Consider the following 25,970-nt stretch of genomic DNA (forward strand, 5'->3'; position numbering starts at 1 on the left):
TGCGACCTTCAAGAGCGGCGTTCAAGGGCTGAACACGCGATGGCTTAATGACCGGTAGGCTTGGCTATAAGTTTCGCTGGTACTGCGGGTTTTATCTGGCAGATATTTGGCTTATGTTCCTAAGCCCGCTGTATTGACTTTCTGGAGACGCAATGGACATGCCCTCAGCGCAAGAGGCGATTGCCAGCAATAAAAACGCTTGGGACGAATCGGCCCGGTTGCACAAAGACACGGCGACCTGGAGGGAGCTACTGGCCTCGGTGGCCGAACCTGACTTTTCCTGCCTTGACCCCACTATCACCGCGTTGCTGCATGAGGTAGGTGTGGCGGGCAAAGACGTCGTGCAGTTGTGCTGCAACAACGGGCGCGAGTCCCTGTCATTGTATGGCTTGGGCGCGCGCTCGGTGGTGGGGGTCGATCAATCCCGGGCGTTTATCGAGCAGGCTCTGGAACTGGCGGCAGTCTCGCCCCATAACCCTGAATTCATATTGACCGATATCCACCATTTACCCGAGCGGTTACATGCTCGGTTCGATGTCGCCTTGGTGACCATTGGTGTGCTGGGCTGGATGCCTGATGTGGCGCTGTTCATGAAGCATGTTGCCAGTGTGCTGAAGCCAGGCGGTACTTTGGTGGTGTACGAAACCCATCCATTCCTGGAGGTTTTCGACCCCCGTGCCGCCAACCCGCTGTTGCCTGACAGTTCTTACTTTCAGCGCGAGCCGTTTGTCTTGCAAGAGGCCATTGTCTATGAAGGGCAGGGCGAGCAGGCCGGGCCGACGTCCTATTGGTATGTACACACCCTGGGCAGTGTCGTCAGCGGGGCAATCACGGCACACCTTCAGATCGATCACTTGCAGGAATACCCGCATTCCAACCGGGAAGAACTTTACGATCAATATGAGCATCAGGTCGCGCAGTTACCCCTGTGCTTTACCCTGACGGCGACCAAACGTAACGACTGATCAAGTTCACAGCGCACAAAAAAAAGCCCGCGAGGAGAGGCGGGCCAAGGGATTCACTGGAGTAGGTATATGTAACCCTATCTGCCGGAAAGTGAAGAACGTGTGAAAATGCCGTGATCAAATCGGATAAACGCACCGATCACGAGCGCCGCACGAAGGTGCGCATGGTTTGCCCAGGGCCGGTGCTGAATACGGTGGGCCTGGGCATGCCTTCATCCGCTGCGATAAATACGAAATCATCGCCGTCGAGCCGGTAACTGGCGGGAAGCTGCTTGCCCGCGTCATCGCCGATAGCGTCAATCCAGGTAATGCTTTTGGGCGTGGTACTGGCATCCAGGAAAAAACGCCCTGCCAGCAGTCGATCACCGTTGACGGTGGTCACTTCGAAGCAATCGCCCGTAATGGTGGTAATAGCCCCTGGCGCACTGTGGGCGTCGGCGGGGTTGAGGATGCCACTGTCTTCAAGGGCAGTCTGCTCCCAGGTGCCTTGTAAGCCGCGTAAATCGAGAGTTGAAACAGACAGCATGCAAATTCCTTATTGCTGATCAGGGAAGCGCCCCGTTGCATCAGGTACACAACCACGACGCAGGCGGATAAGTTTTTTCTTTAGAAGACAGCTATTTGACAGCATTTTGATGTTCTATTGACTATGCTTGCAAGCGCGCAAGTCCGACAATGGCTGCGCCATTTGTACTACTCCTCGATATAAAACCGAAATAATCCTTGAGAATGTGGGATATTTCGGCTGGCTAAGTGGTCACATCGCCACCGGTCCGGCGTATCCAGGGCGTTGTCCCTGATTTTTGAAGCCATTCAGGCTTCTGAGAATGATGGCCTTTTAGTATTATTTTAAGGTGTTCTTATTTTGAATCGCACTTCCCCGCTCCCGCCCTCCGTAGCGTCTGATGAAATTGATCTGTTTGAATTGTTTCACGCCATCTGGCGACAAAAAAAGCTGGTAGTCGGATGCACGCTTCTGGTGGGCGTATTAGGGGCGGGGTACGCGTTCCTGGCACCCAAGACTTATGAAGTCAGCAGTGTGCTGCGGCCTGCGGCAATCAACGAACTGGATGCGTTGAACCGTTCGGAAGTCTATAAGTTGCCTCCCGCTGATGCCCTGATGAAAGTGGGAGCACAGTTAGACTCTTACGAGGCGCGCTTGGGATTTTTCAAGGAACACGAGGAATTGTTCAAGGCGTTCAAGAAGCCGGGGCAGAGCCTTGAGCAAAGCTTTGAGGCGTTCAATCGAAACTCTGTCAACCTGATCCTGCCGGACCCGAAGAAATCAGACTCGCTGAGCAGCTATATTCGCTTGGAACTGCAATACCCGACAGACGTTGATGGTGTCGCGATTCTCAACGGCTTTGTAGACTACGCCATCGCTGCCGAGCGTCAGCAGGTGGGTGCCGACCTCAAGGTGATCGTCAATAACCGCTTGAGCGAACTCAAAGGCAAGATCAACGCCGCCCGTGACAACTACGATACGGAAAAGGAATCCAAGATCGCCAAGTTGCTCGAGGCTGACCGACTCAAGCGTGCCCAGTTGCAGGATGAGCTCAGCGCGCTGCGCCTGCAGATGAAGATGGAGCGTACCAATCGCCTGGCCGAGCTGGCGGAAGCCATCTCTATTGCCAAGTCCATGGGCATCCGCACCCCGACGACGCCATCTTCCATGGCTGACTCCACGCGCAGTGGGTCGAGCCAGGTCATGCGCACAGAGGTGAACAATCAGAAGATCCCGCTGTACTTCATGGGCACCGAAGCTCTGGAAGCCGAACGCGCTGCGCTGCAACAGCGCACCAGCGATGACTTCACCAACCCGCGAATTGCCGAGATCGGCAAGGATTTGCAACTGCTCGAAAGCAACCGCGAAGTCGAGGTGCTGCGCAAGCGCGGCAATGAGGACATATTCCTGCAGGACGTCGAGCCGCTTCGCGCTGAAGTCGCCAGGCTGCGTGGCTTGAACATCGACATGAGCAACCTCAAGCTGGTGACGATCGACCGTCGCGCCCAGGAGCCTCTGGCGCCGATCAAGCCGAAAAAATCGCTGATCATTGCTTTGAGTCTGGTGGGTGGCCTGTTGGTGGGACTCATGATCGCGCTCATTCGCTACTTCATCCGCAGTCGTAGCCAGGCCGTACCCTTTACGGCGTTGGGAGACGGCAGTTTGCCCCGCCGCGAGACTAAGGACACCCCGCAATAATTTCAGCAAAACCTTTAAGCAGGTGGGCGGGAACGCCTGCCTGTTCCCACCCCAGCACACTCAGTAGACAGCTTTTCACAATTCTTAGTTAACCTTTGGTTACAAAGTATGGCTAAATAACCGCCAATGGTTACACGCCGCAAGGTCGCCCAGCCGGCCGTGTCACCTGTACGTGAATTGTGATTTCAGGTGCTGCATATCCATCCTCGGCCGTTGTGGGCCCGCAGGAGCAGCCTGTTCTCTCCCTGACTTGTGACGAATCCCTTGAAACTCATCATTGTTGCTCTCTACGTTGCCTCCATTGCGTATGTACACCTGCGTGGTCGGGTGCGACACAAGCTGGGTCGCCAGCTTAGCGATCACTCGACGTTCCTGGCGCCGATCAACTGTTTTCTCTACTTGTTCTCCAGGCAGCCCAGCCGTCCCTATCTGTCGCCCAGCGATTTTCCAGACCTGAGCCCCTTGCAGGAACATTGGCAAGAGATCCGCGAGGAAGGCCAGAACCTGATGCGGGCCGGGGAGATCAAACGTTCGGATCAGTACAACGACGTGGGTTTCAACTCGTTTTTCAAGTCGGGCTGGAAGCGCTTTTACCTCAAGTGGTATGGCGACAGCCACCCATCGGCGATGAAGCTGTGCCCGCGCACCACCGAGTTGGTGCAAGGGATTGGCTCGATCAAGGCCGCGATGTTCGCCGAACTGCCACCGGGCTCCAAGCTGGTGCGCCACCGTGACCCGTACGCGGGCTCCTATCGGTATCACCTGGGGCTCGATACCCCCAACGACCCAGGGTGCTACATCAATGTGGATGGCGAGAGCTATTACTGGCGCGACGGCGAGCCGGTGATGTTCGACGAGACCTACATTCACTACGCAGAAAACACCACCCAGCAGAACCGCATCATTCTGTTCTGCGATATCGAACGCCCGATGAAGTACCGCTGGGCGGCGGCATTCAACCGTTGGTTCAGCCGCAATGTAATGGCCGCTGCAGGCTCGCCCAATGATGATGGCGACAAGACCGGCGGCCTCAACCGCGCCTTTACCCGCTTGTACAAGATCCGCCTGCGCGGCAAGGAGCTCAAAAAGCGCAACCGCACTCGCTACTACCTGGAGAAATGGGCGATTTTTGCCGGTCTGGCGCTGATCTTCATTCTTATCTGAACCCTGTGTCGGGCGCGAATCACTGCGGTGGTTTTGCGCCCAGCTTGTCCCACATCTTCTTGCTGATCTTCTGCCGATTGGCATAGCCGGCCCATGGGTCGCCCTTCAAACCCTGAAGACGCTCATGCAGGTTCGCCACCGTCCACTGCTGGGCGCCACACAACCCTTTCAACTCTTCCCGACTGACCGGCACCGATACCGGCAGACCCGGCCGTGCACGCACGGAGTATGCCGCCACAGTGCTGGCGCCACGGGCGTTGCGCAGGTAGTCGATAAAGATCTTGCCTACACGGTTTTTAGGGCCGCTGGTGGCGGTAAAGCGTTCGGGCAGTTGCTGGCTCATAAACTGGGCAATGGCCTTGGCGAATGCTTTGACGGCGTCCCAGCCATCACGCCGGGCCAGTGGCACGATCAGGTGCAGACCTTTACCGCCGCTGGTCTTGACGAAGGCTTGCAAGCCCAGCTCATCCAGCACCGACAGGGTCAGTTCGGCCGCTTCCAGCATGGATTTCCAAGGCAGGGCCGGGTCCGGGTCGAGGTCCAGGACGAACAGGTCAGGGGTTTCAATCTTGTCCGTAGTGGCGCCCCAGGTATGCAACTCGACAGTGCCCATTTGCACGGCGCCGGCCAGCGCTTCTGCGCTGTCTACCTCCATCAGGCGTGCATGACCGGGATCCAGGGCCTGATCCAGTTGCTTGATGTGGGGAATTGTCAGGCGTTCGGAGTGCTTCTGAAAAAACTGCTCCCCTTCGATGCCTTCGGGCGCGCGCAGCAGTGACACAGGACGACCGCGCAGGAACGGCAGGATCCATTCGCTGATGTCGGCGTAGAACTGCGCCAATTGCTGTTTTTGCGTGCCACTGTGCTTGTCGATAATGCGATCGGGGTGGGTGATTTTCACGTTCTTCACCGCTGTGTCGGCTTTATCGGTTTTCTGCGTCTTCGAGGCATTGACCGACTTTGCCGCACGCGGCTGTTCATGAATGATCTGCGACGCAGGCTTATCAGTGCGCAGCCCCACAAAGGCGGCCTGGCGCACCACGCCTTCACGCGTCCATTCGGCGAATTGCACTTCACCCACCAGGCGCGGCTCGACCCAATGCACGCCACGGGCCTGGGTGCTGGTCAAAGGCTTATGCAAGGGCGAGTCCTTGCGCTCCAGCGGCGTGAGCTTGGCGTAGATGGATTTCAACGTGGCCTGATCAAATCCGGTGCCCACACGCCCGGCATATACCAGCCCGGTTTCATCGTTGACCGCCAGCAGCAACGCGCCAAACCCGCTGCGCGAACCCTGAGGGCGGGTGTAGCCCACAATCACGAACTCCTGGCGAAGGCGGCATTTGAGCTTGATCCAGTCAGCACTGCGGCGGGACACATAGGGGCTGCCTACACGCTTGCCGATCACGCCTTCGAGCGCCAGGTCGCAGGCACTTTCGAAAATATCGCGGTGGTTGGCGGCAAAGGCTTCGGAGAAACGCAGCAGTTTGCTTTTGCTGCCGGCGAGCGCAGCTTTAAGCGCAGCCCGACGCTCCTCGACCGGATCTTCGCGTTGATCACGGCCGTTCAGGAAGGGGGCATCAAACAGGTAATAGACGATGTCCAGGCTGCGGCCGATATCGAAGGCATTCTGCAATGCCTGAAAATTCGGCAAGCCGTCGCCGTTGAGGCTGACCACTTCGCCATCCAGCCAGCTGTCCTTGAGCTTGAGGGCTTGCAAGGCTTTGGCCTGGCGCGGCAGGCGTTCGGTCCAGTCGTGGCCGTTGCGAGTGAACAGGCGCACTTCACCGTCATGGATGCGCGCGAGAATGCGATAACCGTCGAACTTGATCTCGTAGCGCCAATCGCCCTCGGGTGCGCGATCGACCAAGGTCGCCAATTGCGGGGCAAATTCGTCGGGCATGGCGCTCGCTTGCGTGCGGGCCTTGGCCTTTGGCGCTGGCTTTTTTTTGACTGGGGCCCTGGCCTTGGGCGTGCCGACCACCGCATCGCTGAGCACGCTGGCAGGCTTGGCGTCGACAATATCGTATTCAGAAGCGGGGCGTGCCTGCTGGTCTTTTTCCTTGATCAGCAGCCACTGCTCCTTGTCGCCACTGCCCTTGAGTCGGGTGCGTACCAGGGTCCAATCCCCAGCGAGTTTTTCGCCCACCAGCGTGAACTTGAGCTTGCCGGCCGCATAGGCTTCGCGCGGCTCATCATGGGGCTGCCAGATACCTCGGTCCCACACAATCACATCGCCTGCGCCATATTGGCCGGCTGGAATGCTGCCCTCGAAACCGCCATAGCTCAGGGGGTGGTCTTCAACGTGGACCGCCAGGCGCTTCTGGCTTGGGTCTAGGCTCGGGCCCTTGGGCACCGCCCAGCTCAACAGCACGCCATCGAGTTCCAGGCGAAAGTCATAATGCAGGTTGCGCGCATCATGCTTTTGAATCACAAAGCTCAGCGCCGAGGCTTTCCGCTTGCTGGCGGGTGAGCTGCCGGCGGGTTCAGCGGTGATCTTGAAATCGCGTTTGCGGTTGTATTCGCTCAGGGGCTTTGCCATGTCGCGCTCCACTCAATGGCAGGCTCAAGAGGCCTTTTTGTTGGATTTCTTCGCGGCGGGCTTTTTCGCCGCGGGTTTGCCCGCCAGGCTGCGTTTAAGCAGTTCGGTCAGGTCGATAACGTCGGCGGATTTGCGCTCTTCGCTGTCTTGGCTCGACTCCACGTCTTCGATCTTGCCGGCCTTGGCCTTTTTCGCCACCAGCGCCATGATCTTGTCCTGAAAGCTGTCGCGGTACTCGTCGGGTTGCCAGTCTGCGCTCATGTCTTCCACCAGGCGCTTGGCCATGTCCAACTCACCCTTGGCCAGGGTCGGTTTGGTTACATCGGCACCGAGTTCCAGCTCGTCCAGGCTGCGCACTTCTGCGGGCCAGCGCAGCATCACCAGTACCAGGGCCGATTCGAGCGGCATCAACGCGGCCAAGTGCTGTTTGGTATGCAGCACCACATTGGCCAGGGCGACCTTGCCGGTTTTCTTCAGGGTTTCGCGCAGCAGTGCATAGACCTTGCCGCCGCGTTTGTCCGGCGCCAGGAAGTAGGGCGTGTCGATGTTTTGCAGGGGGATCTGGTCAGCGGCGACAAACGCGATGATCTCAATGGTCTGGGTCGATTTCGGATGGGCCGAGCGAATTTCATCTTCGCTGAGCACTACATAGCGACCCTTCTCAAAGGCGACGCCCTTGACGATATGTTCCTTGGTGACTTCCTTGCCCGTGGTTTTGTTGATGCGCTTGTAGCCGACCGGGTCCATGCTGCGTTTGTCCAGCCAGTCGAAATCAACGCCTTGGGAAGATGTCGCCGAGACCAGCGACACCGGGATATGAACCAGCCCGAAACTGATAGCGCCTTTCCAGATTGCCCGTGGCATAACTCCGATTCCTTAAAAAGTGAGCCTGTTCTGGTGACTCGCAGGGCGCGGCAAAAGTTTCGGCGGGCAGATGCTCGGACAGATCGTGTTACACCTGATGAGAAACTATTTAGTGTCGCAAGCCGAACCCATGGCGTAGCGTGTTATCGAAAGCACGTAGTACTCGGCATAGAGAGGCTCCGTCATGAATGCTTATGTACGTTATCTTGCAGTACTTGCGCTGGGCCTGGCCTTGGCGCCTTGGGCCCAGGCGCAAAACCTGCCGGGCCAATACGACACCAATAACAGCCAGATTCACCGGGCCAACCCCAATAGCATGCAGGGCACTCAGCCCAACGCACCTGCAGCCGGCGGTATCCAGACTGCGCCCACCGGCCCTCGGCCGACCGTGGAGAACCGTGGAATCGGCAATACCTATCCCAAGCGCGACGTCGCTCCCAGTCGCCCGGCCACCGAAACCAAAGCACCCACCTATGATGCCAACGGCAATCGCCGGTAAGGACTTCGCCTTATGTTTCTACGCAAAACTCTGCTAGCGGCTGTATGTGCCGCCACACTGCTGCCGCTGACCACCGTTTATGCCGCCGATAGTCAGCAATTCCCCAGCGAGCAAGGCAGCATCACCGTCACGCCGATCGCCAAAGGCCTGGATCATCCCTGGGCGCTGGCGTTTCTACCCGATCGGCAGGGCTTCCTGGTGACCGAGCTTCCCGGGCACCTGCGATTTGTCGGCCCCGACGGTAAGCTTTCCGCTCCGTTGAAAGGGGTACCACAAGTGTGGGCCAAGGGGCAGGGCGGGTTACTGGATGTGGTGTTGTCACCAGACTTCAAGCAGGACCGTATGGTCTACCTGTCGTACGCCGAAGGCGGCGGGCAGGATGGCAAAGCCGGAACCGCTGTGGGGCGCGGGCGCCTGTCTGCTGACATGAGCGGCCTGGAGAACTTCAAGGTGATCCTGCGCCAGGAGCCCAAGCTGTCTACCGGCAACCACTTCGGCTCGCGCCTGGCGTTCGATCGTGACGGCTATCTGTTCGTGACCCTGGGCGAGAACAACGACCGACCGACCGCCCAGGACCTGGACAAGCTGCAAGGCAAAGTTGTGCGCATCTATCCAGATGGCCGCGTACCGGATGACAACCCCTTCGTCGGCCAACCCGGTGTACGTCCCGAGATCTGGTCCTACGGCCAGCGTAACCCACAGGGCCTGGCGCTGAACCCGTGGAGCGGTACGATCTGGGAAAACGAGCACGGGCCGCGTGGGGGCGATGAAGTGAACATCATCGAGCGCGGCAAGAACTACGGCTGGCCGCTGGCGACCCACGGCATCAACTACTCCCTGCTACCGATTCCCGAAGCCAAGGGCAAAACGGCAGAAGGCACGGTGCAGCCCCACCATGTCTGGGAGAAGTCCCCGGCCATCAGCGGTATGGCGTTCTACGACGCCGACCGGTTCAAGGTGTGGCAGCACAACCTGTTTATCGGTGCGCTGGGCACTCAGGAGTTGATTCGGTTGCAGTTCGAGGGTGACAGGGTCGTTCACGAGGAACGTTTGCTGGGCGAGTTGAAAGCGCGAATTCGTGACGTGCGGCAGGGGCCGGATGGGTTTCTGTATGTGCTGACGGATGAGGATAATGGCGTGTTGTATCGGGTCGGGCTGAATCAGGACTGATGCCTTTCGGTAATCGCTTTTTGTAGGAGCGAGCAAGCTCGCTCCTACAGAGGGTAAGAGAGCTACAGGCCTAGGTCTGACAAGCCCGGGTGATCATCCGGGCGACGCCCCAGCGGCCAGTGGAACTTGCGTTCGCTTTCCTGGATCGGCTTATCGTTGATGCAGGCAAAGCGGTTGGCCATCAGGCCGTTTTCATCGAACTCCCAGTTTTCATTTCCGTAGGAACGAAACCAGTTGCCGGAGTCGTCATGCCACTCATAGGCATAGCGCACGGCGATGCGGTTGCCGGTGAACGCCCACAACTCCTTGATCAATCGATACTCCAGTTCCCTGGCCCATTTACGGCTCAGGAACTGCCTGGCTTCTTCGCGGTTGTGGGCGAATTCGGCGCGGTTACGCCACTGGGTGTCCAGGGTGTAGGCCAGGGAAACCCGTTCTGGGTCGCGGGAGTTCCAGCCGTCTTCGGCCAGGCGAACTTTTTCGATGGCCGACTCGCGAGTAAAGGGCGGTAGGGGCGGGCGGGCTTGTGCATTGACTGACATGGGGTGGCTCCTGAAAACAATAGGGTTGAATGATAGAAGTTGCCAATTCCGAGAATTCAAAGTCCCAATAACGTTCGCGCCATGCATTGCGCATTATCGGCAGCTGTTGAATCACCCATGATCAGGGCAACGGTAATGGCGCCATCGATCAGGATCAGCAGTTGCGCGGCCTGCTGTTGCGGGTCGGGGGTGCCATGTGCTTGACACAGTTCAAGTGCGTACTCGAACAGTTTGTGTTTATGGGCCTTGGCCAGCAGGCGCACCGGATCTTGAGCGTTGCCGGTTTCGCCACTGGTATTGATAAAGGCGCAGCCACGAAAATCCGCGGAACCGAACCAGCTTTTCAGGGCGCTGAACAGCGCCAGCAGGCGCTCGCCGCTGTTGTCGCTGCGTTCCACTTCGCTGCGCAGCCACTGCATCCAGCGTTCGTCGCGGCGCTGCAGGGCGGCAATCACCAGCTCGTCCTTGTTGGCGAAATAGCGATAGATGCTTTTTCTCGACACGCCAGCGGTTTTTACCAGCAAGTCCATGCCAGTGGCGGCGATGCCATGGCGATAGATCAGCTTTTCGGTGACGTCGAGGATAATGTCGCGGGTTATGTCGTTCATGCTTATTACAGTAGAACGATCGTTCTTCTTGGTCAACCGGCTTTTTTCCATGCCGTACGGCGAGACCTGAGCAGTCCCATGGTGTAAGCTCTGGACCTCTTCGGATTCGACCCATTGCGAGCCCTATGCCGTCGTTCTTCAAACGCTCCCTGTTGCCCAAACTACGCGGTTTCCCGCTGTCCCCGGAGGCCATCGAGGTGCTGTCGGGCGCCGATGCCTATCGTCGCTGCCTGCTGGAAAAAATCTCCCAGGCAACGCGTCGCATCTACATCGTCGCCTTGTACTTGCAGCACGACGAAGCGGGGCAGGAGATCTACGACGCGCTGCACGCCGCCAAGGCGGCACGGCCGGAGTTGGACATCGTGGTGATGGTCGACTGGTTGCGCGCCCAGCGTGGTTTGATTGGCGCCGGCAAGCAGCCGGGCAACAGCGCCTGGTACCAGGCCATGACGCAAAGCCACGCCAGCGAAGTGCCGGTGTATGGCGTGCCGGTGCAAACCCGCGAGCTGTTTGGCGTATTGCACCTCAAGGGCTTTGTGATCGATGACAGCGTGCTGTACAGCGGCGCCAGCCTCAACAATGTGTATTTGCACAAGTTCGACAAGTACCGCTTCGATCGTTACCACCTGATCCACAGCCAGGTGCTGGCCGATTCGATGCAACACCTGATCGAGCACGGCCTGGTGGCATCCAAGGCCGTGCACCGCCTGGACCTGCCCAACCCGCCGACCACCCGCAGCCTGCGCAACGATATCGGCGACCTGCGCAGCCGTCTCAAGCACGCGGCCTATGACACCACGGCCGGGCAGTTGCCCAATGGTCACCTCTCGGTGAGCCCGTTGCTCGGCGTCGGCAAGAACAACCCACTGAGCCGGGTCATTCTGGAGCTGATCGCCAGCGCCCAACAGCAGTTGACCATCTGCACGCCGTATTTCAACCTGCCGTTGCCGGTGACCCGCGAGATCAACCGCGCCCTGGCGCGTGGGGTGAAGATCGACATCGTGGTCGGCGACAAGACGGCCAACGACTTCTATATTCCGCCCAGCGAGCCGTTCAAGGTGATCGCGGCCTTGCCTTATCTGTATGAGATCAGCCTGCGGCGCTTTGCCAAGCGTCACCAGCCGATGATCGACAGCGGCCAGTTGAACCTGCACCTGTGGCGCGATGGCGACAACACCTACCACCTTAAGGGCATGTGGGTTGACCAGCGCTATACCTTGCTGACCGGCAACAACCTCAACCCCAGGGCATTTCGCCTCGATCTGGAAAACGGCTTGCTGATCGACGACCCCAAGGGCCAATGGCTGGAGCCGCGGCGTACCGAGCTGGCGCAGATCTTCCAGCACACCACGCGTATCCAGGGCTACCAGCAATTGCAGACGTTGGTTGATTACCCGCCGGCAGTGGGGAAATTCCTGCGTCGGGTCAGCCGAGTGCGTATTGAGCGTTTGCTGTACCGCATTTTGTAGCCGTTATCCCGCAGGCAAAAAAAACACCCAGGCCCCTCAACAGGGCCTGGGTGTTTTTTTGCAGGTCGCCTTTAATTCAAACCCAGCTTGCCGCGCAGCATCGACAAGTCTTCAGCCAGGGTGTTGACCGGGCCCACCAGGGCCTTGCGGTCGTTGTCCTTGACCTTGTCGTAGGTTTCAAAGCCGCCATCCTGGGTCTTGTACTTGGCCAGGATCTTGTCCACGGTGGCGAAGTTTTTATCGACCTTGGCCAGGAACGCCTGGTCCTGCTGTCCGATCTGGCCACGGAACAGATCGACGATTTTCTTCGCACCGTCGATGTTGCCCTGGAAGTCATACAGGTCGGTATGGCTGTAGCGGTCTTCTTCGCCGGAGATCTTGGTGGCGGCGACTTCCTCCAACAGCGCCGCAGCGCCGCCGACGACTTTTTCCGGGGGGAAGGTCAGGCCATCGACCCGCGTCTTGAGATCGTTTACATCGGTATTGAGCTTGGCGGTCAGTGCTTCCAGACCCTTGGTCGAGTTTTGCGCGAACAGCGCGTATTCAATCCGGTGAAAGCCGGTGAAGTCTTCGGCCGTCACACCTTTTTCATGGTCATCGACACGCGAATCGATGGACGCGTCGAGGTCGCTGAACAGCTCGGCGATCGGCTCGATGGCTTCATAGTGCACGCGGGTCGGCGCATAGAGCTTCTTGGCGGTGGCCAGGTCACCTTTATTGATGGCGTCGGTAAACGCCTGGGTCTGGGTGACCAGCTCGCCGATTTCCTCGGTAACGTAGATCTTGTAGTCCGATACCGGGCCTACCAGGTCGAGCGGCGCGGTAGCAGCGAAGGCAGCCAGCGGCGCAAGGCTCATTAACAACGACAACGCGATAGACGACTTCTTCATGGGGGCATTCCGCTCTGGTGTGTTTCAGGTCTTGGCAGGGGGGGTTGAGTGCGTTGCAGCAAGCAGTGTGCGCCCGATGAAATCCTCAGGGCCGGTGACGCCGGGCAAGGTGAAGAAATACCCGCCGCCGACCGGCTTGAGGTATTCCTCCAGCGGTTCGCCGTTAAGCCGCGTTTGCACGCTGATAAAGCCTTTCTCCAGGTCAGCCTGATAGCAGATGAACAACAGGCCCATGTCCAGTTGACCGTTTTTGTTGACGCCGTTGGAGTAGTTGAACGGCCGGCGCAGGATCAGGTTGGCCTGGGTCTGCGGGGTGCGCGGGTTGGCCAGGCGGATGTGCGCATCGAGCTTGGTCAACTTGCCATGCGGGTCTTTGCTGTAGTCCGGCACCTGGGTTTCATGCTGGCCATCCATGGGTGCGCCGGTGGGTTTGACGCGGCCGATGATGCTTTCCTGTTCTTGCAGTGGGGTGCGATCCCAGCGCTCGACAAAGTTGCGGATGATACGCACGGCCTGGTAACTGCCATGGGCCGCCCAGGCGGGTTCGTCGCTGCTCGGTTGCACCCAGACGATCTGGTCCATGGCCTTGGCATCGTTGGAGTCGGGGTTGGCCGAACCGTCGCGAAAACCCAGGAAGTTACGCGCACTCTGCGCCGGTTCGCCGGGTTTGGCCGGGGCCTGGGGCGGCACGCTGCCTTCTTGTTTCCAGCGCACCAGCAGCAAGTCAGGCAGGTTTTTCACGATATCGCGCAGGGCGTGGATGTTGGTATCGGGCGTGTTGGAACTGAACTGCAGGCTCAGGTCGCCGTGGCACTGCGCCGGCTCCAGTGCATCGTTGGGGAAACCCACCATGCGGCTCAGGCGCTTGGGTTTGACGGTGCTGAGGCCGAAGCGCTCATCGAACAACGATTCGCCGACCGACACGGTGATGGTCAGGTTATCTGGGGTAACCACCGGGCCAAGGATGCCGGAGTCGGTGGGTGGCAGTTTCGGGTCGACCTGTGGCACGGTGCCGCCGCTCATCAGGAACGCGATACGCTCGTTCAGGGTGCGGAACAAACGTTCGAGGTCCTCGCGGTCGCTAGCCAGTACGTCGAAGGCCACCACCATGCCGCAGGCCGGGCGCGGGGTGACAATGCCGCTCTGATGCTGACCGAAAAAAGCCTGGTGGTCGTGGGTCCTGTCGCTGCGCGGAGCGCTGGTGACTTGCTCGGCCGCTGCGGCCATGGCCGGGCAGGTCAAGGTGCTGCCGGCGATGGCCGCGCCGGTGGCCGCCATGCCCAGCAGGACGCGGCGGCGCGCAAGGTTTAGCTGTTCTGAATCACTCATGTATGCGTTCGTCTCACTGCAGGCCGGAAAGGCCAAGGGCGGGGTCGATTCCATCGAGTGCGGCGGCCAGTGCCTTGGCCTTGTCGGCGATCTGCTGGCGCTGATCGGCGCTGATGCTGTCGTACGTGCTGTAGGTATTGCCGACTTTGAATGCAGCGAGTTCGGCGTCGAAGGCATTCAGCGCGCTGTCGATATCGGGCAGCAAGCCGGCTGCGGACTTGCCCAGTAGCGGGCGCATCAAGTCGACCACTTTACGAGCGACGTCCAGGTTGGCGGCAAAGCCGTTCAGATCAATATGGCTGTAGCGCTCCTCTTCACCACTGCGGGCACGTACATCCGCCAGGCTGTTGAGGTTGCGCACCACAATGCTCACCAATTGCTCTGGGGGCAGCGATTGCGCCAGCAACTGTTGCTTGAGCGTGGTGACGTCGGCCACCAGGCGTTGCGCGACCGGCGCCAGGCCGTCGAGACTGTGTTGCTGGAACAGGCTGTATTCGAGGCGATGGAAGCCGCTAAAGGCAGGGTCCTGCTCGCGCTTTTCAAAGTAGTCGGCGCGGGCGTTGATTGCGTTATCCAATTCGGCCAGGCGTTGAGAGGCAGGCGCCAGGCGCTGATATGCCTCTCGGGCCGGCACATACAGGGCCTGCGCCTGGGCCAGATCACCGGCGTCGATAGCCTGTTGCAGCGCCGTCACCGCCTTGATCAGCGCACCGCTCTGGCCGCTCAAGTACACACGGAACTCCGACAACGGGCCGATAAACGCCACCATCGACGGCTTGGCCTTGGCCTGGGCGTCGGACTCCGCGGTGGGTGTGACATGCAAGGTGCCACGCGGGTTGCTCAACAGGCCACAGGTGATGGCGTAGTCACCGGGCAACAGGTTGGCGTTGATCACCTGGCTCAGGCCTGGGGCAATGTTTTCCCGTTCCTCGACCACCAGCACACCGTCGAGGATTTCCCACTCCACCGCACGGTCGGAGCGGTTGATGATACGAAAGCTTGCGCGCCCGGCCGGCACGGTGAGGGCGTTGGGCTCGCAGGCGTGGCTGTGAATCGTGACTGCGATTTCATTGTGGTTGGTCTGGCGTTTGGTCGCGGCCAATTGCGAGGCGTAGTAGAACAGGCCACCGGCGGCGATCATCACCACCACCGAGCCGGCCACACCCCAGCGCAAGGCGCGGGATGGCGGGGCCGATTGAGGGGTTGGGTTGGACAAGAGACGGTCCTTACTGGCTGGAAACGGAAGAAGTCGTGGCGACAGGCTTGGCGGGGGCCGAGGGCAGGAAGAACATCACCAGAGCCACCACCAGGTAAATCACATAGGCACCCAGGGTGCTGACGGTCGGCGCCTCCTGATAACCGAACATGCCGGCCAGTACCGAGCCCAACGGGCTGTCCATGGGCAGCGCTGCGCTGAAATCGAACAGCACGGTTTGCCAGTGGTTCCACACACCGGCCTCATGCAGGGCTTGCACTGAATTGGCGAGAATGCCGGCCGCCACCACCAGGATGAACAGGCCGGTCCAGCGAAAAAACGCGCCGAGGTTCAGGCGCATGCTGCCGGAGTAGATAAGAAAGCCTACGACAATGGCCAGGGTCAGGCCGAGCAGGGCACCTATCGGTGCGCCCATACCTTCGCTCTGCTGAAACACCGCCAGCAGAAAGAACACCGTCTCCAGCCCTTCGCGGGCCACGGCAAAAAACACCATGGCGATCAGCGCGAAAACCTGGTTCCGGGAGCCGGCCAGGGCATGGTCGAGAGACTCATGCAGAGCGTGTTTGATTGACCGCGCCACTTTGCGCATCCAGAACACCATGGAACTGAGGATACCCACGGCGACAAGCCCTACGATCCCTTCGAACAGTTCCTGCTGCTTTTGCGGGAATTCGGCGCTGACCAACTCAAGGCCGCCACCGACCAGCAAGGCGAGGGCCGCGGCCAGGAATACGCCAATCCACACCGCAGGCATCCACTGGCCACGGCCGGTCTGCTGCAGGTAACTGGCGATGATGCCAACGATCAAGGCGGCTTCAATGCCTTCGCGCAGCATGATTAAAAAAGGAACGAGCATCGGGCACCAGGGCGTAACTAGTTAGGAAGCTAAGTTGTAACATAATGATACTCATTGCTAAACAAGAAATATTGACCTTTGCTGAACGAGGGCTGAACAGTGGTGGCGAAGCGCGACCGCCCTTATGATGCAGGCCACCTGGTTTGCAGTCGGATAACTCAACATCCCATGTCGGAAAAAGACACCATCTCCATCCACCTAGTGCGCGAAGCGCTGTTGCAGAGCTGTGCGCCTGGTGCGGCCACTGTCGAGGCATTGAGCAAAGTCGGGATTGACCCTGCATTGCTTGAGCAGCCCCATGCCCGTGTCCCGGCCACGGCCTATGCGCGCCTTTGGCGTTTGCTGGCGCGGCGCAGGGATGACGAGTTTTTTGGCATGGACCCGCGCGCACTCAAATCCGGCAGTTTGGCGTTTCTGTGTCGCGCCGCCATGGCGCAACCGAGCCTGGCGGCGGGCCTGGAAACCGGCCTGGGGTTTCTGTCGTTGATGCTGGAGCACATGCCGGCCCAGTTGGTTCGCCAACAGAGCCTGGCGGAGATCGTCCTGCTCGAACCCGATGAGCCCAAGCGTGCGTTCACCTATTTCACTTATTGGATGATCGTCCACGGCGTTGCGTGCTGGCTGGCGGGGCGTCGCATCCCGATCCTGGCCATTGAGCTGCGTTGCGCGCAGCCGGACTTCTGTGACGATTACCAGGTAATGTTTTCCGACAACCTGCGCTTTGATCGACCCCGTACCCGCATGATCTTTTCTGCCGACTGCCTGGACCTGCCGATCAAACGCAGTCAGCAGGAGCTCCAACGTTTTCTGGCCCATGCACCAGCCAACATCCTGGTCAAATACCGCGACCCTGAAAGCCTCGCCACACGCATCAAGCACGACCTTCGGCAGATGCCTCCCGACACCTGGCCGGAAACGGAGGGCCTTGCCGCCAGGCTATGTATTTCTGCGTCCACCCTGCGTCGGCGCCTGGCGGAAGAAGGGCAGACTTATCAGGGCCTCAAAGACAGTGTGCGCAAAGAACTGGCGATTGTGTGGCTGGCTGAACCGCAGATCAGCTTTGCCGAGATTGCCACGCGGCTGGGGTTTGCCGATGCGAGTTCGTTCTACAAGGCGTTTCGCAAGTGGGCGGGGTCGAATCCGGGGCATTATCGGAGTTTGATTTTGAGCGACTCGAGTCGACTCTAACTTCCGTCATGCGGGATTAGGACAATTCTCACTTATTCCTTCACCCAAGTATGACAGAACGCTCCTTCGATATTTTAGGACGTGGCTGGCATATTTAGCGCTTGATTTCGTGCACTGTAAGCAACGTGTTCCTACCCGCATTAGTGGGTGCTTTATATCTGCTGGGCTGATATCGAGTGTCATGTGCTGGCAGCCGTTGCTTAACTGCGAGGTGCGCTTATGGGGAAATAAAAGATCAGATATTTCGAGTGGGTATTTATTTACTATTTTCTGATTTGAGGTGAGATCATGAAAGGTCTTATTGCGTTGCCGTGTCTCGCGTTAATGCTTTTGTCTGCTCAGGTGTCGGCCTTGTGTCTGTATATAAGTGATAGCTATAGCGGGCTTTTGCCACCTGGTGTCGAAACGACTGTGTATGGCCCGTTCACAATAACTTCCGCGAATGGATGTGCGGGTGCGACTATTGATGCCTCAGCTTCCACGGGAGGAGGGCGGGCGCCACAGTTGATTATCCAAAAGCAGTTGGGAGCCTCTTGGCAATCTGTTGCGACAAGCTTTGGGAGCAGCGCTTCATACTCTGGATCGTTTGGTACCTATCGAGTCGCTATGTTCAATTCCGACCCTGATGTGAAATCCTACTCAGGCACCGCCAAATACGGCCGCTGAAGGCCTGCAATGGCAGTGCGTTAAGATCCTCCTTAGCGCACTGCCCAAACGACTTGGATTCAAGCTTGCTCATGAATCTTTAAATCACTTCTGGAAGAGTTGACGAAGTAGGTCAATGCGCCTATCGCGTGATTGGCATCTATCATCCCACGCCGCCACCTCAAAGTATCTTCTTTCACGTCTGCAGGATTATTTTCAAGGAAATCATTGTAGTCCTCAAGCCGCTCATTAAACAAAGCGATGGCGTTGAATTTGACGTCTGTTTCTGTAGGAAGACCATCTGCACCACTCGCCAAATTGCCTTCGGCGAATATTACAAATGCATGTATATCTATCATTTCATCGTCGAATAATCGTCGCGCTACTTTTCTGAGGTCATCTGAGCTTATGGCTGTCATGTCAAAGCCCTTTAAATATTCTTTCAGGTCGGCGATTTTTTTTGTTTCACCAAGATTTAGTGTGTCAGCTGCTACGGACTCCTCAGTGATTGTGAATTCATTCGTTATTTGTTCAGGATTTTTAATAACGTAAGCGTTAGTTGCCTTGGTATGCCTCATCTGCTCAGCAGTCAACATGATAGCCATGTCGCCTTCCTCCATTAGTAAGTGGCACTTGGTTGTCGACACGTGCGCCAATTACTTTAACGTGGGTGTACCGCTTGCCTACATGAAAATGCACTGTTGTTTCTGACGTATTAAAACCTGGAAGCCAGGTATAGCGCAGTACTAGGAAATTACCTACGAAGGACTTCCTAATTGGCTTACAGAAATAACGTTCAACATTTTAGGAAGTCCTGACAAAAAAAAGCCCCGCGACCGAATGGATCGCAGGGCTAAAAATTGGCTGGATGCGACCAACCAAAGGAGCTCTTTACCTCACTTGCTGCTGGCCACCACCGCATCCGGTTGCCAGCCACCACCCAACGCCTTGTAGATCGCCACAATGCCGCGATACAGATCCACTTCGGCCTGGGCCTGGGAGTCCTCTGCGGCCAGGCGTTCGCGCTGGGCGTCGAGCAGTACCAGGAAGTCCACGGTGCCTTCGCGGTAGCGGATCGCGGCGAGGTCGGCGGCGGCGCGGCTGGATTCGCTTTGGCGGATCAGCGAGACCAGGCGTTGCTGACGCTTGCCGTAATCGCTGAAGGCGTTCTCGGACTCTTCCAGGGCCAGCAGCACTTGCTGCTCGTAGGTTGCCAGGGCGCCGTCGGCCTCGGCATTCGCACCGCGCAAACGCGCACGCACACTGCCCAGGTCAAACGCGGCCCAGGTAATGCTCGGGCCCAGGGACCAGGCATTCGCTGCAGCCGAGCCGATCTGCGAACCACGTCCGGCGGTAAAGCCGAGGAAGCCGCTGAGGCTGACCCGTGGGAACAGGTCGGCCTTGGCCACGCCGATACGCGCGGTGGCGGCGGCCAGCTTGCGTTCGGCGCTGAGGATGTCCGGGCGCCGTTGCAGCAATTGCCCCGGGTCGCCAATCGGCAGGGCCTTGGCGATTGCCGGCAGGTCTTTGGGGCTCAGGTCCACGCTCAGCTTGTCGGGGCGCTGGCCGAGGAGGGTGGCGATGCGATTGCGCTCGCGCACTTGTTCGGCTTGCAGTTGCGGCACGCTGGCTTCCACCGCCGCCAGGCGTGCGTCGGCACGCTCGACGTCGAGTTGATCACCCACGCCGGCATCGCGCAGGCTGACGGTGATGGTGCGTGATTCCTGCTGGTTCTTCAGGTTGTCCAGGGCGATGCGTTCACGCAGTTGCGCCCCGCGCAGTTGGCCATAGGCATCCACCAGTTCGGCGATCATGGTGACTTGCAGTTGGTACAGATCGGCTTCGGCCACCTGTTGGTCAGCGTCGCTAGCTTCCAGGTTGCGGCGGATGCGCCCGAACAAATCCACTTCCCAGGCCATGTCCAGGCCCAGGTCGTAGCGCTCGCTGTTGACACGCTTGGTGGTCTGGCCGGGGATCTGGCCCTTGCCCACATCGCTGCTGGCGCGGGAGGTGACCACTGGCATGATGTCGTTGGCCGCGTCATCACGGATAGCCCGTGCCGCCCGCAGGCGGGCAAAGGCTACGCGCAGGTCGCGGTTACCGCTCAGCGACTGGGTTACCAGTTGGTTGAGCGTCGGGTCTTCGAACTGCTGCCACCAGATGCCTTCGTATTTGGCATGGTCGTAGCTTTTGCTGTCGGCGGCGGCCGTGATGTTGGCCGCCTCCAGTTGCTGGGTCTTGTAGTCCGGGCCTACGGCACAGGCGGCGAGCGCCAGTACCAGCAAGCTCGGCAGGAATACTTTCACACTCATTGCTGTGTCTCCAGCTTCAAGGCCTTGGCCGCTTTGCGCGCTTGCTGGCGCTCAACATAGCGACGGATCAGTACGTAGAACACTGGCGTCAGCAACAGACCGAAGAAGGTCACACCGATCATCCCGGAGAACACCGCCACACCCATGGCATGGCGCATCTCGGCACCCGCACCGCTGGACAATACCAACGGCACCACACCCATGATGAACGCGAACGAGGTCATCAGGATCGGCCGCAGACGCAGGCGGCAGGCTTCCAGTACCGCAGCCAGCGGGTCGAGGCCCTCCGCTTGTTTATCCTTGGCGAACTCGACGATCAGAATCGCGTTCTTGCAGGCCAGGCCCACCAGTACGATCAGGCCAATCTGGGTGAAGATGTTGTTGTCGCCGCCCGAGATGATCACCCCGGTAATGGCCGACAGCAGCGTCATCGGGACAATCAGGATCACCGCCAGCGGCAGGCTCCAGCTTTCGTATTGGGCGGCCAGTACCAGGAACGCCAGCAGCACGCAGAGCGGGAACACGAACAGCGCGGTATTGCCCGAGAGGATTTGCTGATAGGTCAGGTCAGTCCACTCATAAGTCATGCCGTTGGGCAGTTCATCCTTCAACAGCTTTTCAATCGCAGCCTGGGCCTGGCCAGAGCTGTAGCCCGGTGCGGCGTTGCCGTTGATTTCAGCGGTGATAAAGCCGTTGTAGTGCATCACGCGGTCCGGGCCCGAGGTGTCGCTGACCTTGATAAAGGTCGCCAAGGGGATCATCTCGCCTTTGTTGTTACGCACTTTCAGCTGGCCGATCTGGTCGGAGTCCTGACGGAACTGCTGCTCGGCCTGCACGTTGACCTGGTAGGTACGCCCGAAGCGGTTGAAGTCGTTGGCATACAACGAGCCCAAGTAGACCTGCAGCGTATCGAAGATGTCGCTGATCGCCACGCCGTGGGTCTTGGCCTTTTCGCGGTCGATGGCGGCGTCGACTTGCGGCACGTTCACTGTGTAGCTGGTGAACAGGCCGAACAGTTCAGGCACGCTGTGACTTTTGGCAATCACGTTCTGGACTTCTTTGTACAGCTCGTCATAGCCGAGGTTGCCACGGTCTTCGATCTGCAGGCGGAACCCGCCGATGGTGCCCAGGCCTTGTACCGGCGGAGGCGGGAAGATCGCCATGTAGGCTTCTTCAATGTTGGCGTATTGGCCGTTCAGTGCACCGGCAATTGCACCGGCGGACATGCTCGCGTCTTTACGCTCATCAAAGGGCTTCAAGGTCACGAACACGATGCCGCTGTTCGGGCTGTTGGTGAAGCCGTTGATCGACAGACCCGGGAAGGCAATCGCGGCTTCTACACCGGGTTGTTTAAGGGCGATCTCCGACATGCGCTTCATTACGTTTTCGGTGCGGTCCAGGCTTGCAGCGTCGGGCAGTTGGGCGAAGGCCACCAGGTATTGCTTGTCCTGGGCCGGTACGAAACCGGTCGGGGTGTGAGCAAACCCGAAGAATGTCAGCACCATCAGGCCGGCGTATACGAACAGGGCAATACCACTGCCGCGAATCACTCGGCGTACGGTACCCACGTAGCCATGGCTGGCCTTTTCGAAAAAGCGGTTGAATGGACGGAACAGCCAGCCACCGAAGAGTTTGTCGAGGAACTTCGAGAAGCGATCCTTCGGCGCATCGTGACCGCGCAGCAACACGGCGGCCAGGGCAGGGGACAGCGTCAGTGAGTTAAACGCCGAGATCACGGTCGAGATCGCAATGGTCAAGGCGAACTGCTTGTAGAACTGCCCGGTCAAGCCACTGATAAAGGCGGCCGGGATAAACACCGCACACAGCACCAGCGCGGTGGCGATGATCGGACCGGTGACCTCACTCATGGCTTTTTCGGTAGCCGGGAACGGTTCCAGGCCCAGCTCGATATTACGTTCGACGTTCTCCACCACCACGATGGCGTCGTCCACCACGATACCGATGGCCAGTACCAGGCCGAACAATGACAGGGCATTGAGCGAGAACCCGAACAGGTGCATCACCGCAAATGTACCGATCAAGGACACCGGCACCGCCACCAATGGAATGATCGAGGCGCGCCAGGTCTGCAGGAACAGGATCACCACCAGCACCACGAGGATCAGTGCTTCGAACAGGGTGTGTACCACCGCTTCGATAGAGCCGCGTACAAAGATGGTCGGGTCATAGGCGATGCGGTAATCCATCCCCGCCGGAAAGCTCTTTTTAAGCTCGGCCATCTTGCTGCGCACATCATTGGAGATGTCGATGGCATTGGAGCCGGGACGCTGGAAAATCGGAATCGCAACGGCGGGCTGGTTATCGATCAACGAGCGCAGCGCGTATTGGCTGGAGCCCAGCTCGACCCGGGCGATGTCTTTGAGGCGCGTGATTTCACCGTTGGCGCCGGCACGAATCACGATGTTCTCGAACTCTTCCTCGGTGACCAGGCGGCCTTGGGTATTGACCGACAACTGGAAGCTGGTGTCACTCGGCGCAGGCTGGGCGCCCAGGGCACCGGCAGCCACCTGGCGGTTCTGCTCGCGGATCGCCGTGACTACATCGGTGGCGGTCAGGTTGCGCGAGGCGGTCTTGTTCGGATCCAGCCAAACACGCAGGGAGTAGTCACCCATGCCGAACAGCTGCACGTCGCCGACGCCACCCAAACGGGCCAGTTCGTCCTTGATGTTGAGGATCGCGTAGTTGGACAGGTACAGCATGTCGTAACGCTGATCCGGGGAGGTCAAGTGCACCACCATGGTCAGGTCGGGGGAAGCCTTGTCCACGGTGATACCGATGCGTGTCACTTCCTCAGGCAGCTTTGGCTGAGTCCGCGTCACACGGTTTTGCACCTGCACCTGCGCGTTGTCCAGGTCGGTGCCCAGGGCGAAGGTGATAGTCAGGGTCAGTTTGCCGTCGGCGGTGGACTGCGAGGACATGTACAGCATGTTCTCGACACCCGTGATGGCCTGCTCCAGCGGTGCGGCCACGGTTTCGCCGATGACTTTGGGGTTGGCACCCGGGAAGTTGGCGCGTACCACCACAGTCGGCGGCACCACTTCCGGGTATTCGCTGATCGGCAGTTGGAACAGCGAGATTGCACCCGCGATCAGGATCAACAGCGACAGCACCGCTGCGAAGATCGGCCGCGAAATGAAGAACTTGGAAAAATTCATCTTGAGTCGTATCCCTTAACCGCGTGGAGTCGCAGTGCTGGCGAGCTTGGGCGCGGTCGTTTCCGGCGCCACTTGCTCCAGGTTGCTGGCTTCAAGCGCTTGTCGTTGTTGGGCCAAGGCGGCGAGGGTTTCCTTGCTGGCCATCGGAATGGTTTCCGGCGCGACCGGTGAGCCGGGGCGCACACGCTGCAGGCCCTTGACGATCACGGTGTCGTCCTTGGTCAAGCCGCTGCGCACGATGCGCAAGCCTTCGATCTTCGGCCCCAGTTCCACTGCGCGGTAAGCCGGCTTGTCGCCTTCCATCACCAGCACGAACTTCTTGCCCAGGTCGGTACCGACGGCTTCGTCGTTGATCAGCACGGCGGAATAGGTGCCGCTGCCGACCAGCTTCAAGCGCGCATACAGGCCAGGGGTGTATTCGCCCTTGCTGTTGTCAAACACCGCACGGCCACGGATGGTGCCGGTGGACGGGTTGACCTGGTTGTCGACGAAGTTCATCTGGCCCAGGTGCGGGTTGCCGGTTTCGTTGGACAGGCCCAGATACACCGGGGTAGTGGCGCCGCGACGGCCTTCACGGGCCAGTTCGGTGTACTTGAGGAACACACGCTCGTCGGCGTCGAAGTAGGCGTAGACCTTGTCGGTGGACACCACACTGGTCAGCGCCGTGGTGTCGGCGGTCACCAGGTTGCCGGCCGTGATTTCGGCACGGCTGACGCGGCCGCTGATCGGCGAAGTGACACGGGTAAAGCTCAAGTTCAGGCGGGCCAGGTCCAACTGCGCCTGGATCCCGGCCATGGCGGCGCGGGCTTCCTGGGCGGCGGTGGTGCGCGAGTCGGCCAGCTCGGCGGAGATCGCATTGCTCTGGCGCAGGCGTTCGCCGCGTTGCGCTTCGTTTTCGCTGCGGGTGGCGGCGGCTTTGGTCTGAGCCAACTGGGCTTCCAGGCGGCGCACTTCGGCCTGGAACGGGCGCGGGTCGATCTGGAACAGCAGGTCGCCTTTCTTGACCAAAGCGCCTTCAGTAAAAGCGACTTGGTCAATCTGGCCGGACACCCGAGGACGAATCTGCACGGTTTCCGGGGCTTCCAGCCGTCCGGTAAATTCGTCCCACTCGTTGACCGGCTGTTCCAGTACCTTGGCCACGCTGACCTTGGCTGGGGGCATGGCGGCCGCTTGTTCGGGAGACTTGCCGCACGCGCTCATCACCACCACGGCCAGAATCGCCAGGGGGAAGCGCAAAAGTTTGAGTGACTGTTCCATGAGGTGCATCCGCCAATGTATTTGAGATGGGCGGATCATGCGCGGCGGGGTGCTATGTCACGAATCGAATGAAGCAAAGGTAACTATCATTCGGAATGATATAAGTGCGGAGTCAGCCCTCTAGCATGGGGGTTTCGTTAGGGAGCTATCAATGGCCTTGATGACAAAAGACTCTTACCTAAGGCGCATCAAACGCTTCACTCAGAAAGTCGATCAAGGTGCGCACCGACGGCATCAGCCCGCGCCGTGAGGGAAACACCGCCGTGATGACGCCTTCTTTGGGCTGCCATTCGGGCAGCAGGACAACCAGGCGCCCCTCGGCGACATCCTCCTTGACCACCACCCATGGCAGGTTGGCGATGCCTACTCCCGCCAGTGCCGCGTTTTTCAAAGTCGGCACATCATCGCTGACCAGGCGCGGCGTGTGCTGGATCTGCGTCGTCGCGCCATCCTGGCCGGTCAGCTCCCACACGTACTGAATCATCAGGTTGCCCCAATGCACGGTGGGCAGGCCGGCAAGGTCGGCGGGTTGCGAGGGCAGGGCATAGTCCTGCAAAAAAGCCGCGCTCGCCACCAGCACCTGAGTACTTTTGCCGAGCAGTTTCATCACCAGTTCACTGCTTTCCAGGGGCGGGAAACACAGGTTCAACGCGATGTCATAGCCCTCGGCAATCACATCGACCTTACGGTTGAAGCTCTTCACATTCAGTTCGACGTTTCCGCATTGCGCCATGAATTGAGCCAGCATCGGCGCCACCCAATAGTTGAGCAGCGCGGTGGTGCAACTCAGGCGAATCAAGCCGCGTGGTTCTGATTTGTTGAAGGCCACCACATCTTCTGCCGACTCGGCCTCGGCAATCATCGCCACACAATGTCGATAATAAGCCTGGCCGATATCGGTGACCTGGAACTGGCGCGTCGAACGCTGTATCAGCCGCGCCCCCAGCCTTGCCTCAAGCTGGCCGACTCTGCGACTCAGGGTCGACTTGGGCAGGTTCAACGCTCGACCCGCCGCCGCAAAGCCGCCGTGCTCGACCACCTTGGCATAAAGGAAGAGTTCGTTCAGGTCGAACATGGG

At 59.2% G+C, this 25,970-nt stretch carries 21 protein-coding genes; 7 read left to right on the forward strand and 14 right to left on the reverse strand.

Annotation, left to right across the window (positions count from 1 at the left end; genetic code table 11):
- Positions 1-152: 152 nt before the first annotated feature.
- Complete coding sequence (locus QMK52_RS20560) at positions 153-965, forward strand: class I SAM-dependent methyltransferase (protein WP_005788509.1); 813 nt, start codon at positions 153-155, stop codon at positions 963-965.
- Between the two features lie 139 nt (positions 966-1,104).
- Here the strand turns inward: QMK52_RS20560 and QMK52_RS20565 are convergent, their stop codons facing one another.
- On the reverse strand, positions 1,105-1,491 hold the full coding sequence (locus QMK52_RS20565) for a TIGR03067 domain-containing protein (RefSeq protein ID WP_005788508.1): 387 nt from the start codon (positions 1,489-1,491) through the stop codon (positions 1,105-1,107).
- 339 nt (positions 1,492-1,830) lie between these two features.
- Between QMK52_RS20565 and QMK52_RS20570 the strand changes: the two genes are divergently transcribed.
- Both QMK52_RS20570 and lpxO read left to right on the forward strand, forming a co-directional pair.
- Entirely contained in the window at positions 1,831-3,168 is a 1,338-nt protein-coding gene (locus tag QMK52_RS20570; protein WP_005788507.1) for an LPS O-antigen chain length determinant protein WzzB, read from the forward strand.
- 264 nt (positions 3,169-3,432) lie between these two features.
- Positions 3,433-4,332: a lipid A hydroxylase LpxO gene (gene lpxO, locus QMK52_RS20575; RefSeq protein WP_005788506.1), complete on the forward strand. Its 900-nt coding sequence runs from the start codon at positions 3,433-3,435 to the stop codon at positions 4,330-4,332.
- Between the two features lie 19 nt (positions 4,333-4,351).
- Here lpxO and ligD read toward each other — a convergent pair whose 3' ends face one another.
- Both ligD and QMK52_RS20585 read right to left on the reverse strand, forming a co-directional pair.
- Positions 4,352-6,871 (reverse strand): DNA ligase D, encoded by a 2,520-nt coding sequence (ligD, locus tag QMK52_RS20580; protein WP_320403324.1) that lies wholly within the window; start codon positions 6,869-6,871, stop codon positions 4,352-4,354.
- 24 nt (positions 6,872-6,895) lie between these two features.
- The gene (locus tag QMK52_RS20585; protein ID WP_005788504.1) at positions 6,896-7,735 is read right to left on the reverse strand and encodes a Ku protein; all 840 of its coding nucleotides are present in this window, start codon (positions 7,733-7,735) and stop codon (positions 6,896-6,898) included.
- A gap of 184 nt (positions 7,736-7,919) precedes the next feature.
- Between QMK52_RS20585 and QMK52_RS20590 the strand changes: the two genes are divergently transcribed.
- Together QMK52_RS20590 and QMK52_RS20595 are read left to right on the forward strand one after the other, a co-directional pair.
- On the forward strand, positions 7,920-8,234 hold the full coding sequence (locus QMK52_RS20590; RefSeq protein WP_122734200.1) for a hypothetical protein: 315 nt from the start codon (positions 7,920-7,922) through the stop codon (positions 8,232-8,234).
- Between the two features lie 12 nt (positions 8,235-8,246).
- Positions 8,247-9,404 carry a PQQ-dependent sugar dehydrogenase gene (locus tag QMK52_RS20595; protein WP_320403325.1) on the forward strand — a complete coding sequence of 386 codons (1,158 nt, stop codon included), beginning with the start codon at positions 8,247-8,249 and terminating at the stop codon, positions 9,402-9,404.
- A 62-nt stretch (positions 9,405-9,466) separates the two neighbouring features.
- On the opposite strand, the gene QMK52_RS20600 is transcribed toward QMK52_RS20595, so the two are convergent.
- Complete coding sequence (locus tag QMK52_RS20600) at positions 9,467-9,946, reverse strand: DUF1348 family protein (protein WP_005788501.1); 480 nt, start codon at positions 9,944-9,946, stop codon at positions 9,467-9,469.
- A 56-nt stretch (positions 9,947-10,002) separates the two neighbouring features.
- Positions 10,003-10,554, reverse strand: a complete 552-nt coding sequence (locus QMK52_RS20605) for a TetR/AcrR family transcriptional regulator (protein WP_005788500.1) — start codon at positions 10,552-10,554, stop codon at positions 10,003-10,005.
- 125 nt (positions 10,555-10,679) lie between these two features.
- Here QMK52_RS20605 and pssA point away from each other — a divergent pair, with 125 nt between their 5' ends.
- Positions 10,680-12,023 carry a CDP-diacylglycerol--serine O-phosphatidyltransferase gene (gene pssA, locus QMK52_RS20610; RefSeq protein WP_194438340.1) on the forward strand — a complete coding sequence of 448 codons (1,344 nt, stop codon included), beginning with the start codon at positions 10,680-10,682 and terminating at the stop codon, positions 12,021-12,023.
- A 71-nt stretch (positions 12,024-12,094) separates the two neighbouring features.
- Here pssA and efeO (QMK52_RS20615) read toward each other — a convergent pair whose 3' ends face one another.
- From efeO (QMK52_RS20615) to efeU, 4 genes are read right to left on the reverse strand one after another with little or no spacing between them, the layout of a single operon-like run.
- Positions 12,095-12,913: an iron uptake system protein EfeO gene (gene efeO / locus QMK52_RS20615; RefSeq protein ID WP_122734208.1), complete on the reverse strand. Its 819-nt coding sequence runs from the start codon at positions 12,911-12,913 to the stop codon at positions 12,095-12,097.
- A 24-nt stretch (positions 12,914-12,937) separates the two neighbouring features.
- Positions 12,938-14,242, reverse strand: a complete 1,305-nt coding sequence (gene efeB / locus QMK52_RS20620) for an iron uptake transporter deferrochelatase/peroxidase subunit (RefSeq protein WP_320403326.1) — start codon at positions 14,240-14,242, stop codon at positions 12,938-12,940.
- A gap of 13 nt (positions 14,243-14,255) precedes the next feature.
- Positions 14,256-15,458 carry an iron uptake system protein EfeO gene (efeO, locus tag QMK52_RS20625; RefSeq protein ID WP_005788496.1) on the reverse strand — a complete coding sequence of 401 codons (1,203 nt, stop codon included), beginning with the start codon at positions 15,456-15,458 and terminating at the stop codon, positions 14,256-14,258.
- A gap of 10 nt (positions 15,459-15,468) precedes the next feature.
- A complete protein-coding gene (gene efeU / locus QMK52_RS20630; RefSeq protein WP_005788495.1) occupies positions 15,469-16,314 on the reverse strand; it encodes an iron uptake transporter permease EfeU in 846 nt (281 codons plus the stop codon).
- Between the two features lie 168 nt (positions 16,315-16,482).
- Here efeU and QMK52_RS20635 point away from each other — a divergent pair, with 168 nt between their 5' ends.
- Positions 16,483-17,502, forward strand: a complete 1,020-nt coding sequence (locus QMK52_RS20635; RefSeq protein ID WP_320403327.1) for an AraC family transcriptional regulator — start codon at positions 16,483-16,485, stop codon at positions 17,500-17,502.
- A 725-nt stretch (positions 17,503-18,227) separates the two neighbouring features.
- Here the strand turns inward: QMK52_RS20635 and QMK52_RS20640 are convergent.
- The 5 genes from QMK52_RS20640 to QMK52_RS20660 form a co-directional block, all read right to left on the reverse strand.
- Positions 18,228-18,752 (reverse strand): hypothetical protein, encoded by a 525-nt coding sequence (locus QMK52_RS20640; RefSeq protein ID WP_194438335.1) that lies wholly within the window; start codon positions 18,750-18,752, stop codon positions 18,228-18,230.
- A 291-nt stretch (positions 18,753-19,043) separates the two neighbouring features.
- Positions 19,044-20,459 (reverse strand): efflux transporter outer membrane subunit, encoded by a 1,416-nt coding sequence (locus QMK52_RS20645; RefSeq protein WP_194438334.1) that lies wholly within the window; start codon positions 20,457-20,459, stop codon positions 19,044-19,046.
- On the reverse strand, positions 20,456-23,635 hold the full coding sequence (locus QMK52_RS20650; protein WP_005788492.1) for an efflux RND transporter permease subunit: 3,180 nt from the start codon (positions 23,633-23,635) through the stop codon (positions 20,456-20,458). Before QMK52_RS20650 ends, QMK52_RS20645 begins: the two co-directional genes overlap by 4 nt.
- Positions 23,636-23,650: 15 nt before the next feature.
- Complete coding sequence (gene mexE / locus QMK52_RS20655; protein WP_005788491.1) at positions 23,651-24,892, reverse strand: multidrug efflux RND transporter periplasmic adaptor subunit MexE; 1,242 nt, start codon at positions 24,890-24,892, stop codon at positions 23,651-23,653.
- Positions 24,893-25,070: 178 nt separating this feature from the next.
- Positions 25,071-25,967, reverse strand: coding sequence for a LysR substrate-binding domain-containing protein (locus QMK52_RS20660; protein ID WP_320403328.1), 897 nt, complete (start codon positions 25,965-25,967; stop codon positions 25,071-25,073).
- Positions 25,968-25,970: the final 3 nt, after the last annotated feature.

Origin of the sequence: Pseudomonas sp. P9_2 (assembly GCF_034008255.1) — a bacterium.
GTDB lineage: Bacteria > Pseudomonadota > Gammaproteobacteria > Pseudomonadales > Pseudomonadaceae > Aquipseudomonas > Aquipseudomonas synxantha_A.

Excerpts from the sequence above, each read along its gene's own strand:
- QMK52_RS20560 (WP_005788509.1), top strand. The coding sequence starts at position 153 with ATGGACATGCCCTCAGCGCAAGAGGCGATTGCCAGCAATAAAAACGCT.
- QMK52_RS20565 (WP_005788508.1), bottom strand. The coding sequence starts at position 1,491 with ATGCTGTCTGTTTCAACTCTCGATTTACGCGGCTTACAAGGCACCTGG.
- ligD (WP_320403324.1), bottom strand. The coding sequence starts at position 6,871 with ATGGCAAAGCCCCTGAGCGAATACAACCGCAAACGCGATTTCAAGATC.
- QMK52_RS20585 (WP_005788504.1), bottom strand. The coding sequence starts at position 7,735 with ATGCCACGGGCAATCTGGAAAGGCGCTATCAGTTTCGGGCTGGTTCAT.
- QMK52_RS20590 (WP_122734200.1), top strand. The coding sequence starts at position 7,920 with ATGAATGCTTATGTACGTTATCTTGCAGTACTTGCGCTGGGCCTGGCC.
- QMK52_RS20595 (WP_320403325.1), top strand. The coding sequence starts at position 8,247 with ATGTTTCTACGCAAAACTCTGCTAGCGGCTGTATGTGCCGCCACACTG.
- QMK52_RS20600 (WP_005788501.1), bottom strand. The coding sequence starts at position 9,946 with ATGTCAGTCAATGCACAAGCCCGCCCGCCCCTACCGCCCTTTACTCGC.
- QMK52_RS20605 (WP_005788500.1), bottom strand. The coding sequence starts at position 10,554 with ATGAACGACATAACCCGCGACATTATCCTCGACGTCACCGAAAAGCTG.
- pssA (WP_194438340.1), top strand. The coding sequence starts at position 10,680 with ATGCCGTCGTTCTTCAAACGCTCCCTGTTGCCCAAACTACGCGGTTTC.
- efeO (WP_122734208.1), bottom strand. The coding sequence starts at position 12,913 with ATGAAGAAGTCGTCTATCGCGTTGTCGTTGTTAATGAGCCTTGCGCCG.
- efeB (WP_320403326.1), bottom strand. The coding sequence starts at position 14,242 with ATGAGTGATTCAGAACAGCTAAACCTTGCGCGCCGCCGCGTCCTGCTG.
- efeU (WP_005788495.1), bottom strand. The coding sequence starts at position 16,314 with ATGCTCGTTCCTTTTTTAATCATGCTGCGCGAAGGCATTGAAGCCGCC.
- QMK52_RS20635 (WP_320403327.1), top strand. The coding sequence starts at position 16,483 with ATGTCGGAAAAAGACACCATCTCCATCCACCTAGTGCGCGAAGCGCTG.
- QMK52_RS20640 (WP_194438335.1), bottom strand. The coding sequence starts at position 18,752 with ATGGCTATCATGTTGACTGCTGAGCAGATGAGGCATACCAAGGCAACT.
- QMK52_RS20645 (WP_194438334.1), bottom strand. The coding sequence starts at position 20,459 with ATGAGTGTGAAAGTATTCCTGCCGAGCTTGCTGGTACTGGCGCTCGCC.
- QMK52_RS20650 (WP_005788492.1), bottom strand. The coding sequence starts at position 23,635 with ATGAATTTTTCCAAGTTCTTCATTTCGCGGCCGATCTTCGCAGCGGTG.
- mexE (WP_005788491.1), bottom strand. The coding sequence starts at position 24,892 with ATGGAACAGTCACTCAAACTTTTGCGCTTCCCCCTGGCGATTCTGGCC.
- QMK52_RS20660 (WP_320403328.1), bottom strand. The coding sequence starts at position 25,967 with ATGTTCGACCTGAACGAACTCTTCCTTTATGCCAAGGTGGTCGAGCAC.